Origin of the sequence: Dyadobacter koreensis (genome assembly GCF_900108855.1) — a bacterium.
GTDB classification, from domain to species: domain Bacteria; phylum Bacteroidota; class Bacteroidia; order Cytophagales; family Spirosomataceae; genus Dyadobacter; species Dyadobacter koreensis.
In genome coordinates, this window is the sequence record NZ_FNXY01000001.1 from 1077914 (window position 1) to 1090419 (window position 12506).

The window sequence follows — 12506 nt, forward strand, 5'->3', positions numbered from 1 at the left end:
CCTTCTGTTATTCCATTATCTGTTAGATATTTTAGTCCCTGCAAAACATCTATTGGTGCAAGCAATAATCCTTTGTAAATTATACTTATATTGAAACAATTAGTTAATTGGATTTTGCTGATAGGTCATTTTGACCTACCCTCAGAAACACCTGAAAATCTACTTTCAACCGTCTAAAAACCAGGGAGAACCACAGCAACTACGAGAATTCAGCAATAATATTTAAAGTCTTAAAATAATAGCTAATTAATATCAGTAGTGGCAGTGCACACCATGCATTGAATATCAATTCTAAACCGTTCTGACCATCCGTGCCATAACATAAGAATTGCGGATCAGAAGAAAATACGCCTAAAGCACATTGGATAAATGTTAATGTAAGAGCATTGAATAAACCCAGCTGCTTTTTCAAAAGCTGATTACCATGAACTTCTTTACGTTTAAGGTAAAAATTAAAAAGCAAAGGCGTTAAAATACAACCAAACAAGCAAAGAAACCAAGTGAGCCTAATTGATTGCACACAGTTAATGTAAAAACATATCAAATATAGACTGGATTGCAAAAAGTAGATATAGTGGTACTGCGCAAAAGAAAAATCCAAAAATGCAGAACTGGACGGTATACTTAACAAATGCAAATTCTGTTCGCTTGAATCTGTGCTCTTCTACGCGTTGTTCCATATTTTCCTATCAAAATGCTGTTGGCAATAAACTCTACAAAGCTCAAATATAGTAATTCGTTACCAGATCTTTTTTTTGACTGTAATCTCACTGGACATTAAGGTTCATCGTGCTACTAAGTGAAAAGCTCGTGAGCTCACCATCGTGAGACAACTCACCTGGTGCACCAGCTGATCAGAACGCAACGCAAGAAGTGAGCTCTCGTGGCAATACTGAAAGAATCTTACCAAAAAGCCTCTTACCCCCTTGTTCCCATAATAATCAGTTAACATAATAATGGCTATTAGACACAGGGAATTCGTCTAAACCTGATTTCTTGGAACATTAATTCTTAATCTCAAACTCTTAAAAAAACGATCCTTTTAATGTTATAAATCTACTCTCCGTGTATCTGATAAAAGTTATTGTAATATAGGCGCGAAAAGCCTAATTTAGGAAACCCTGCCGGTAATGTGTCGTGATTGTTCTTACCATAATTTGTTTGAAATTAACAATGTGAGCGTATATGAAAGTCTTTTCGCAAGTGCTGAGTTACGTATTTCTATTAGCGGTTCCGTTTCTTGTTACGGTATCAGCCTTTACTTTTGGACACCTCAGTTATGCAGTTTATTTACCCGGATGGTTTGTAAATATCTTATTTATGTTTTTTGCGTTCCGTAAACTTGGCTATGAGAAAGAGCAGGCTATACGACGAGCTGTTTGGCCATTAATTGTATCCTGGGCACTTATTTCTGTTTTTGCGGGAATGGGGCCGCCACCTTCAACTGCAAAAGCGTGGGTAGCATTGGCCCTTGAACAGCAAGTAAGATACTGCGTTTTGATTCTTAGTGGTGTGCTGACGACAGTTGGTCTGTTTAGACTTCGCGAAACGTTAACAGGTAATTCTGAGTTTCGATATGCACAGATTGGAAAGATTATGATTTTAATAGCACTCCCACTATTCGTTGCTAATATGATTTACTGGGGATTCTTTTTAACAGAAGTGTTTATTAAATATCCAAGCCAGAGAACATTGGGCAAACCTGGGTGGATACAAACTGTCTCAGTCTCATTCACGGTCGTAAGATTGATCGAAGTTACGTTACTATATTTGGGTACGGCAGCTTTCGCTTATGCGATCAAAAAGTCGGGCAAGCTTAACCCTACAGCATGCAAAATCTATGCACTCTTTTGTATACTGGGCATCATATTAAATCTACTTCCCGGCAACTTACCCGAACCGCTCGCAACTGCAAATTATGTTTCCTACATTCCGGCAATAACTTTACTTATACCCTATCTTATGGCAGTTAACTTGTTAAAAAATGCGAAATAATTGTCGGCTGACGTGGTTCCGTTTTGGTTTACACTTTTGCGGGTTAGTAACTAAAAAAAAATTTAATTCTCATCCGGTTTTCCGGTAATATTCAGCCTCAAAAGTTGATGGATTTAAATAGTTCAATGACGAATGAAGTCTCATAGTGTTATAATATCCATCAATGTATTCAAATAAAGCAGACTTCAATTTATCGATGTTTTCATATCCGCCTTTTGACATGTCTAATTCGGCCTTCATTCTACTCCAAAAAGATTCAGCCCAGGCATTGTCGTATGGATCATCGGCTCGGGACATACCGCGCGGCGGACCGCTTTGTCTTAACTTAAAAGTTTTGATCACTTTCTTCATTTTTCGCGATAAATATTGACCTCCACGGTCCGAGTGCACGATCATGCCCTATTTTGCTCTCCGCTTTAAAAGTGCCCTTATCAAGGGTTCCCTGACAAGACTTTCTTCCATATTGTCGGCTAATTGCCAGTCGACGATTTGCCTGGAATATAAGTCCATCCAGGTACACATATAAGCCCATTTTCCACCCTTTAAAGGCATGTACGTAATATCTGACACCGCTGCGGCGGCCGCCCAAACTGCGTTTAGCCTGACTCGGCTTTGGCTGATCAGGCAGCAGATTCTGACAAACACGTTTCCCGTGCTTACTATCGGTCGTTCGCGGAATAAACTTTGGCGGCTGAATGGCTCTCAGATTTTCTTTTTCGCATGATTTCAGCGACTTTCCGACGACCAATCCTAATACCTTTTTGTTTTATAGATTCTTTGATTCGCCTGCTGCCATATCGCTTCAAATTGCGAATAAACTCGATCCGAATCTCATGCTTAGGTCGATTGTATTTACTGTCCGCATTATGACTTCTACCTCGCTGATACCGATAATAAGCTGTTCTGCTCACTTCAAAAAGCTTGCATAAGTTGCTCACTTTGTTCGTCTCGGATAGTGACAGTATCAAATCATAGACGTCCCTCAGTCGGACTTGCTGAAAAGACCTAACGCCTTTTTTAAGATCTCACGGTCGGTTTTTAAGCGTTCGTTTTCAGCCCTTAGTCTAGCATTTTCGGCAGCAAGTTTTCCAGCGTTGCTGTCCTCACTCTGTCCGTTCTTTGCCGCGGTGGCGGACCACTTTTGTCTTCATAGTTGCAATTCTCTTCCAACGATAAAGAACCGGGGTGGCGACCCACATTTTCAGCAATTCAAACGTCTCTGTAATTTCCCTAACACTTCTTCCGGATGCCAACAATCTTGTTATTTCTTGCTTAAAATCAGCATCATAAGTCTTTCGGGCCTTGATCCCTTTCTGAAGTCCCATTTCGCATTAGGTTCTGCAAAAATGTGTGCCGCTTTTTGGAGCCACCTCAAGAAAATGAATCCTTAGAATATGCAACGGCAAATTTCGAACAGCTTAAGATTTTTTACAATACTGCCGCAGCTAATGTATATGTAATGATCACATTTATTGCTTAACGACAACTACGTTAGAAGTGCTTACCTGGGAATTCGGATGGCTTGACAATTTTATTCCGTGGCAGATTGGTTCATCCCCACTTTTGGTGGTCAAGTCATCCGGATTCTAGTGCATGAGGGCTTCTTTGACTATTATTGGGGTAAACCAAAGAAAGGAGAGCACCGGCTCCCTGAAAATCCGTCATGACTTTCGTGTAGGATTTTTTGATTACCATAAGTATGTTAGGTTGAATTCTAAGGCGTTAGATTCAAATCAATAATCATGTTTAAATCACATCTCATAATTCTTACGGCTGAGTCACTCAGTGGTACAATCCTTTAATTAACCCTTCTTTAGTCTTTACCAAAAGCATTGGGTATTGTAAGCGATTTACCTAAGATAACATTGGTTGGATCATGGTATTGAATTTTGCAAAGGAAAATAACAATAATTAATATGATTGTGCAAGTATAATCCAGTGACATTTCGATTTTAGAAATAATTTAGGTTTTACATTCAAATTAATTTTACTCGAAAATTGTACGTTATGAAAAAATTCTACTGCTCACTGTTAATAGCAGCACTCTTTCTTATAAGAATACCAAATGTCCATGCAGCCCTATCTCAGGGCGATCTTGCCGTTATCGGGATGAACAGCGACCTCGATGCGTCCTCATCTTCGAAACGTAGTTTTGCGGTAGTTGCATTAAGCAACATTGCTAAAGACGAGGAAATATATTTTACGGACCGGGGCTGGGTAAATGCTTTTGGCTCAACGCCGGGACATTTCGTAGGCGCACTTGATAGTCCACCACTGGTAGGAACCTACGGCAATGAGGGGAGATTTCAATGGAAACCTTCTGCAATTATACCTGCGGGTACGGTAATCATATTTAAAATCGATCTTGCTGCAAGGGCCGTATCAGGGGTAAAAGGTGATGGCACCGCACTTCCCTTAACGGACCTGTCGATATTATCGGATAGATGGACCAATACGAATCTTTCTGCTAATCCATGGCCAGCAACAATTGGCGACCAAATACTGATATACCAGGGAACGGAAAGCAATCCATCTTTCATCTTTGCTTTTAATAATCTTAGGTCCAATGCTACAAATGTATCAAATGGCTGGTTTTCGAATCCTACCGGTACTGAACCAACTACCCAATTTCCAGCATACAGCGAATTACCCGCAGGTTTAAATACCAATTGTTCACTTGGGTTTTTGAACAGCATAAATTCCAATGATCGTCCAAATGCAATATATGTCCCGGTTTTGACCAGTGGGACGAAAAAAGAGTGGTTAGATGATATTACCAAGCCGGCTAACTGGAAGAATAAAACTCCTAATGATACGCCATATGACTTCACCCAGGGTTTTGGCTCTGGAGAGATAACTTTTTTTGACATGGGAGCCCTGCCGGTTACACTTGTGCGTTATTCTGCCCGGCTGGAAGGCGCCACTGTTAAGGTCGAATGGTCAACTGCGGCAGAAACAGACAACGACCATTTTGAGATAGAGCATTCTACCGATGCAAAAAACTTTAAAATGATCGGTTTTATTGAAGCAACCGGATCTTCATCGGTTAGGCGAGATTATACCTGGTACGATAATCGGCCATTAAACGGCACAAACTATTATAGACTTGTCCAGATTGATTACGATGGAAAAACTACCAAATATGGTATCAAGTCGCTTAGCTTTGGGCTTGAAACAGAAGGAAGAGCCATTCTTTACCCAAATCCCGCAGTGGAAACAGTAACAATTCCCTTATCTGGAAAAACTAGCAGAGTGGAATTATTAGACGCAAATGGTAAACTCTTGCGTCGGCTTGCCATCGGGGAAAACGAAGTTAATATCATTGTTCCAGTTAATAACTTATCACCGGGGGCTTATTTTATTCACCTTTTTACAGAAGCCGGTATACGATCGAGCAAATTTGTCAAGTTTTAATCCGTTCTTATTCCAAAAGAGTAGGGTGTCTTTATGAGACACCCTACTCTTTTGGAATTTGCATATTTAGCCCCTTAATCACAGGCCGGTCTTTTGAAAAACTAAAAACAAATCGCTCGTTTCAATTGCGAGTTCAGCCCCATAAATCATATCTGTGTATTTAAATGACTGGCAAATATTTCCGGCATTGTTGACATGGAAAAATGATACGGACATACATGGCTATTATCTTGTCTTAACGCGCTGTTGTCATGCCGAATCTTTTCTGCGGTCCCTAATTTGAACTGGGCATTGTAAAGCAGGCTTTCGGCATGAAATATTTCGAAAACGGCATAGAATGCCCATATTTGGGTTATGGAACACCTGAAATCTTATTGGAAAAATGATGGCTCCCAGGATGTTGGTGCACCTTTCTTTCTGACTGGCATTTGTGGTTGTCTTTTCCTTCGCAGTTATTTTAAGTGGTAATCGCGACGTGGCTGTTGCTGCGATGATAAGTTGCCTTTACATTTTGAGCTGCACCTATGTGGGAAGATGGTATGGCAAGTCCTGGCTAAACCGGTCGGTAGGACCTACGTCCCTGTCCAGATCAGTTTTAACTTTTCTGGTCATGGTTCTGGCTAGTGCTGCCGGTGCTGTATATATGTTCAAATGTCATATCGCCGGATACTTTTTGCAAAACCTGTTTATATGCCTTCCCATATCGATACTGTTTGTGTTTTTTGGTATCGCGATAGCCCTGGCGCGGCATGCTGTATGGATGCAAGTTTCACAGGCCAAAATCGCACAAAAGCATAAGGAAAGTGAGCTGCAGCTCCTATTATCGCAATTAAGCCCGCACTTTCTTTTTAACACACTCAATAACATTTACGGAATATCACTCACTCAGCAACAAAGGGTACCGCTATTGTTGCTTAAACTTTCTGAATTGCTCAGATATAGCGTTTATGAGACCAGAGAGGTTTTTATCCCGCTTAAAAATGAGCTACTGTACTTACAGAATTGCATCGACTTTAAGAAAATACAAAACGGTGACCGGCTAGTCCTGGAACTTGCGATCCAGGAAAATTCGGACGATCAGATACCGATCGCTCCCATGTTGCTGATTGTTTTTGTTGAAAATGCATTCAAATATTCCAAAGCCACCCGCAAGAAGGATATGCTGGTCGCTTTTTCATTAGAAGCTAAAGATAACTGGATCACCTTTACAATTAAAATTTTCTGCATTGACGGAGCTGAGAATACCGGAATCGACCGTTTATTTGATGCAAAAAGGATAAAAAGTTATTGAGTCGCGATTTGTTTTACACTAAAATGACTATTTGTTACTTCAAAATTCTACACAACCACCTTAGATATTTTCTCCAAGTCTTCTAAAAAGTGGTTCGATAAATGTTCGGAAAGGGGTTCTGCGCTTATGATATACCGGACGGAATTGAGGCCTCACATTTTTTAAACATGTTTTCACCTCTTTGGATAGGTGCACAAGGCGCTCAAAACTAAACAGGCGTGTATCATGCTGCATTTTGAAACCGGCTGGATTTGCCAGCAGCGCGTCGGTCTGCTGCGCCATAAATTCAAGCACTGCAGGGATTTCAGAAGGAAAAAGCTGGTAAAGTAAACTTGCTTTAATCGTATTGGACAGGTCTGTATACCGGTTCATCATTTCAGGGTTTTGGGGAGGAGAGCGCCCCCCTCCCCTGACATGATTATGGAAGTTCGCTTTGCTTACGTTTGAAAGAAACTAAGCGGCTAATCTCATCAGCAGTAAGTGATTGCAACGGATGTAGTACCGTAGGATCAAATGAAATGGATTTGTTCATGTTAGTAATTTGAGTGATTAATGAAATACTGTGGGCATAATGCCGCCATTGCCAATGATGGTGGCAGTCAACAAATTGGTGATTACAGCAATTCTAAACAATCAGTAAAATAATTAAAATCGCTTCCCTGAATAGCGACAATCGTGCAATGAGGCATTCCAAAATAATTAAAATGGTCATTCCGTCACGGTTATTCCATGACGGGGATAATCTTGGGTGTAATCAAATGAATGGCCAGCCATGCGATCAGAAATGAAACACTGCACACCAAAAATATCACGTTGTAGCCCGCTATCAGGTTACCAATTCCTTTGTAATAATCCAGAATGAAACCAATAAATAAAGGGAATAATACGCCGCCAATCGCACCGGCCATGCCACCGATGCCGATGACGGAGCTTACAGTATTTTTGGGCAGCATATCTGAAACAATGGTGTAAATATTGGAACTCCATGCCGCATTACCTGCAACTGCGAGTCCGATCAACCCGACTGCTGCCCAAACGTCTGTTACAAAGCGTGCGCCAATGATGGGTACCACGCAGAGCGCGGCGATGAACAGTGCCGCTTTTCTGGATTTCGATACACCCCAACCTTTTTTGATGAACCAGGACGAAAGCAAGCCGCCGCCAACCGCACCGATTGTGGCCGCCGAATACACAATTACCAATGGTAGGCCGGGCTTTTTAAGATCCAGGTTAAATGTGGTACTGAAATAAGATGGTAGCCAGAACAGAAAAAAATACCAGATGGGGTCAGTCAGGAACTTGCCTGCGATAAACGACCAGGTGGGGCGGAGCGAAAACAACCGCGTCCAGGGTATCTTTTCTTGCGTTAAATCCTGATCTGGCCGTTTTTCTGAGGGTGTATCGTCAATTCGGATATAGGCCAGTTCCGATGCCGACAAATGTGGGTGTTTTTCGGGCTGTTTGTAAATCAGCCTCCATGCAATGAGCCACAAAAATCCGATGGCACCCGTGATGATAAATGCCGCCTTCCAGCCATAAATCCCCAAAATCCAGGGAACCATAATGGGTGCGACGCAGGCTCCGATATTGGAGCCTGAGTCGAAAATCCCTGTTGCAAGGGCACGTTCTCTTTTAGGAAACCATTCGGTTACCGTTTTTACGGCCGCCGGAAAATTACCCGATTCACCAATCCCCAGAGCTGCCCTGGCAATACCAAAACCCAGCGTGCTATTTACCAAAGCATGACACATCGCCGCAATGCTCCAGATCGTCACAGAAATTGTGTAACCCGTTTTGGCCCCAATCTTATCAACGATCCTTCCAAAGACAACCAGACCGATCGCATAGGTTGCTGAAAAAGCCATGACGATATAACTGTAATCACTTTCTGTCCAGTTATACTCGGTTTCCAGGACTGGTTTTAACAGTCCCAGAACCTGCCTGTCCAGATAATTGATTGTAGTGGCAAAAAATAGCAGCGCACAAATCGCCCACCTGTAATTTCCGGTTGTATTATTTATCATGATTCAGTTAAGAAAAAGGCGTTTATATGCATAGTTAATCAGCAATACGGCAGATTAGTCATTTAAAGGTGATCGGAGACATTTCTGATTCCTTGTCAATATTCCCTGCACTTTCGGTGTCCAGAAACAGATATGCGTTGGACAAAGTACGCAGAATGGTCGACGGGTATTGCTCTGAAATCTCAGCATTCAAAGTATGAAAAACGGCCTCTGCCTTGGCAGGCCCCGGTACCATACTGTAAATAGCCTTCGCTTTTAGCAAAGCCGGCACCGTAAGTGTGTATGCATACTCGGGAACTTCACTCACATGAGCAAAACAATCTTCGTTGACCTGCTGCTGTTTACTTTCCTGGGCAAGTTTAACGACTTTGACCAGTTTATTTTCCTTAAAATCCGCAATATACGGGTCATTAAAGGCCAGATGCGTATTTTCTCCAATTCCCATGCAGGTAATATCAGTTGGATACTTCAACAGCAGGCCGGCATAGCGTTCGCATTCCGCTTCGGTATCTTCCGTGCTGCCATTAATGCAAAACACATTGGCAAAGGGGACCTTATTGAATATCTGTTCTCCCAGAAAATAAGAAAAATGCTGTTTAGCTCCTTCGGGTAGTCCGATGTACTCATCCATGTGAAAAGCATTGATGCGCGTCCAGTCAATATCAAGTTTAATCAGTGTTGCCAGAAATTCATTTTGTGAAGCAGCCGCGGCAAAAATGATATTGACCATCTGCTGCTTTTCCAAAAGTTCACTTATTTTCTCCGCAACCATCCCCGCAGCTTCCTCTCCAAGCTGTTGTCTGTTTTCAAAAATCAATACTTTCAACTGCTCTGCTGTTCCTTTTTTAACAATCGACATTTCCTTTTTTTTAAAATTTATGGTTTTATTATTTCAATGTGTTTTCTTAGACCGTTACAGCCTGAACTTCACTCCGGCACGTCCCCAGAATGAATAAAACTGCTTTTGATAAATGCGCTCGCGCTCTCCGAAGTAATCTGTTTGTGGAGCCTTTGTCAGGTTTTGTGCTTCTGCATAAATGGAGATCCTGTCCGTAACACGGTACGAAGCATTGGCATCGACCTGTATTCGTTGATGACGGATTACATCGGTTGCATCCTGATCGCCGAGCAGTACTGTGTAAGCTCCGTTGTAGTTCAGGTTTCCCTGTATTGTGAATTTCTTGTGGTTGAAAGAAAGTGATCCGTTGGCAGTATGATCGGCCTGGCCAGGCAGACGAAGATCCTTACGGAACTGCGCATCTGCACTTGAATGCGTGTAGGTATAGTTGGCAAGAACCGAAAGTCCTTTCAATATTCCCGGCAAAAATGTCAGGTTCGCCTGAACATTCAGTTCCACACCATACACATTGGCATTGTCACCGTTCAGTGTTCTGAACCATCTCCAGCCGGTATACCGCTGTGCACCTTCAAATTCGTTTCCAGCCAATGCAAACACGCTGTTATACTGGAATTTATTTATTTTTTTATAAAATACTCCCCCTGAAATAATCCCCAGATTGTTCAGATATTTCTCATACATCAGATCCACATTAGTAGCAAATGCGGGTTTCAGCTCCGGGTTTCCATCCGTGATCGTCTCACTCAGGATACTGATCACACGTCCTGGTACCAAATCGACAAAGTTTGGCCGCGAATATCCGTAAGTCAGTGCAGCACGTATCAGTGAAGATTTGTCAAGGTCATACTTGAACTGAATATTGGGAAGTACTTTGATGTAGTCATTCTTTTTTCTGTTTGGTGAGGTAGACACCCAGTTACCGTCTGCGTTGGTTTCAATGATGTTTCCTTTGTAGTCTACTTTTGTCTGTTCTATCCTTGCTCCCATCAAAAACATCAGTTTGTTGAACTGGATCCTGTTCATCACATATCCGGACAAAACAGTTTCCACTGCGTCATAGTAGTAGGAGTCAATGCTGTTTCTTGTTGCACCGGCATTAATCGGGAAAAGACTGGTACCCAGATTTGCATTCAGGAAATCAATCGTTTTATCTTTATCCACGCCGAGGCCGAAATTAGTATTACCGTCCAGCAGATCAGAAGAAATTTCAGGATTTCCACTGAAATTAGCCAGATTTCCGGCCGCAGCTGTACCCGCGTAGGTGGTGACAATTGTTTCGTCAGGACGGAATCTTTTGTTATGCATGCTTTTTAGCTTCGCACCTGCCTTAAAAAAGGCCGTATTATTTCCGATTTTATAAGGCACGCTGGCATTCAGGCGGGCGGTGAAATTTTTCCCGTTCGTTGTCCACCAATCCCTTTCGACGGTATTGTAAGTATAGAGTGAAGCGTTGTTTTTCCAATCCGTTCCGTAAGCAGATAGATAATCCGTGCTGATATCTGATATGGAAAGCGGAATGTTGCCTGTGATGAAATTGTAGATACCCGACTTGTTAACGAATTCCGATTCGTTCATAAACAACCCGGCATCGAGTTTTACCGTTCCGATAACTGTTTCTCCCTGAATATTAAAGTTCAGATTGCTGTTGTCTTCTGTCGCCGATTTGATCTCGTTGTAACCACGTCCTCTGGAATTGGTATATTCTCCCTGTTCGTTGAGTACATTCCTTGCAGTTTGCATACGGGTACGTTTCCGGTAGCGGGTCAGCTCGTTGTTGTGATTGCTGTACATCACATTGGCCACGATGCTGGTAGTCGGGCTGAAATTGTAATCAATCGTAGCCGAAGTCCCGGTTCTGGTACGCTGGTTTTCTACATACAAAAGACGGATATCGGTAGGGAAATAAATTCTTCCTTTTCCGTAATCATTTGCTTCCCAAACCTGGGAGCGTATTTCGTCATAACCATTCTTAGTCCTAAAATAACTTCCCGTTGCCATGACGCCCAGCTTACCGTTGGGATTTTTATCATCAGCCAAAAATCGTTTGCCCAGAGAGATATTTCCTATTCCGTTTAAATTGCTGCGCAGATTGTTATATCCGGCGCCCAGATCAACTGATAGCTTCGTTCTCAGTGAGGTGGCCGTAGGCGTTTTCATGTTGATCACACCGGCAATGGCATCACCATCCAGATCTGGCGTCAGTGTTTTAACTACTTCCATAGACGACAGCACGTTGATCGGTATCACATCGAGCTGCGCGTTCCGCGAACCGTCTTCCTGTGTTCCCATGATCTGCTCTCCGTTTACATTGATGGTCGTAAAATTACCCGGCGTACCACGCATCTGTACGGTTGCGCCTTCCCCGCTGCTATTTCTTCCAATTGTCACTCCCGGCAGACGCTGCAATGATTCGGCAACGTTCAAATCCGGAAACCGGCCCATCAGGTCAGCAGAAATGACCTGCTTGATGTTATCAGAATTCCGCTGCTGGTTGAGCGCTTTCCGTTGCCCTTCCTGATTAGCTGTCACTGTAACCTCACCCAGATTAAGATTTGCAGCTTTCATATTGATGTTCAGAAAAACCGTTTTTCCGGCCACCACGGTAATCTCTTTTTCGTCAGGCTGAAAACCCATATAATTGATTGAGACAGTCTGGACACCTGCCGGAACATTCAGCAGCGTGTAGTTTCCTGAAAGATCAGTGGCAACGCCAAAAGTAGTTCCTTTCAAAAAAACCGAAGCTCCTGGAAGAATTTCGCCATTTGTACCCATTACCTGCCCTTTTACATTACCACCGCCTTGTGCAAAAGCGGGTAAAGTAAGACTGAAAACAATCCAGAGCGCTGCCAGCATTCCCCCGGTGAGGGCACAGCAATTTTTGAGTAGTTTTTTCATACAATAGATAAAGGAATAAGGAAGTGGG

The 12506-nt window shown here is 42.5% G+C and carries 11 protein-coding genes; 3 read left to right on the forward strand and 8 right to left on the reverse strand.

The window, feature by feature from the left end:
• Positions 1–1185 precede the first annotated feature (1185 nt).
• Entirely contained in the window at positions 1186–1995 is an 810-nt protein-coding gene (locus BMY70_RS04435) for a hypothetical protein (protein WP_090332363.1), read from the forward strand.
• Between the two features lie 69 nt (positions 1996–2064).
• Here the strand turns inward: BMY70_RS04435 and BMY70_RS31225 are convergent, their stop codons facing one another.
• From BMY70_RS31225 to BMY70_RS04445, 4 genes are all read right to left on the reverse strand, one after another.
• Positions 2065–2346 carry an integrase core domain-containing protein gene (locus BMY70_RS31225; RefSeq protein WP_229209477.1) on the reverse strand — a complete coding sequence of 94 codons (282 nt, stop codon included), beginning with the start codon at positions 2344–2346 and terminating at the stop codon, positions 2065–2067.
• Positions 2321–2743: a hypothetical protein gene (locus BMY70_RS31755; RefSeq protein ID WP_143072049.1), complete on the reverse strand. Its 423-nt coding sequence runs from the start codon at positions 2741–2743 to the stop codon at positions 2321–2323. The genes BMY70_RS31225 and BMY70_RS31755 overlap by 26 nt, the downstream gene beginning before the upstream one ends.
• Entirely contained in the window at positions 2655–2933 is a 279-nt protein-coding gene (locus BMY70_RS31640; protein WP_374754687.1) for an IS3 family transposase, read from the reverse strand. The genes BMY70_RS31755 and BMY70_RS31640 overlap by 89 nt, the downstream gene beginning before the upstream one ends.
• A gap of 165 nt (positions 2934–3098) precedes the next feature.
• Positions 3099–3320: a hypothetical protein gene (locus BMY70_RS04445; RefSeq protein ID WP_090332369.1), complete on the reverse strand. Its 222-nt coding sequence runs from the start codon at positions 3318–3320 to the stop codon at positions 3099–3101.
• 682 nt (positions 3321–4002) lie between these two features.
• Between BMY70_RS04445 and BMY70_RS04450 the strand changes: the two genes are divergently transcribed.
• Positions 4003–5409 carry a T9SS type A sorting domain-containing protein gene (locus tag BMY70_RS04450; protein WP_090332372.1) on the forward strand — a complete coding sequence of 469 codons (1407 nt, stop codon included), beginning with the start codon at positions 4003–4005 and terminating at the stop codon, positions 5407–5409.
• A 430-nt stretch (positions 5410–5839) separates the two neighbouring features.
• Positions 5840–6700 carry a histidine kinase gene (locus BMY70_RS04455; protein ID WP_143072050.1) on the forward strand — a complete coding sequence of 287 codons (861 nt, stop codon included), beginning with the start codon at positions 5840–5842 and terminating at the stop codon, positions 6698–6700.
• 60 nt (positions 6701–6760) lie between these two features.
• Here BMY70_RS04455 and BMY70_RS04460 read toward each other — a convergent pair whose 3' ends face one another.
• From BMY70_RS04460 to BMY70_RS04475, 4 genes are all read right to left on the reverse strand, one after another.
• Positions 6761–7075, reverse strand: coding sequence for a hypothetical protein (locus BMY70_RS04460; RefSeq protein ID WP_143072051.1), 315 nt, complete (start codon positions 7073–7075; stop codon positions 6761–6763).
• A gap of 347 nt (positions 7076–7422) precedes the next feature.
• A complete protein-coding gene (locus BMY70_RS04465) occupies positions 7423–8724 on the reverse strand; it encodes an MFS transporter (RefSeq protein ID WP_090332383.1) in 1302 nt (433 codons plus the stop codon).
• Positions 8725–8782: 58 nt separating this feature from the next.
• Positions 8783–9583: a 6-phosphogluconolactonase gene (locus tag BMY70_RS04470; RefSeq protein WP_090332386.1), complete on the reverse strand. Its 801-nt coding sequence runs from the start codon at positions 9581–9583 to the stop codon at positions 8783–8785.
• 54 nt (positions 9584–9637) lie between these two features.
• Positions 9638–12478: a TonB-dependent receptor gene (locus BMY70_RS04475; RefSeq protein ID WP_218148570.1), complete on the reverse strand. Its 2841-nt coding sequence runs from the start codon at positions 12476–12478 to the stop codon at positions 9638–9640.
• Positions 12479–12506 lie beyond the last annotated feature (28 nt).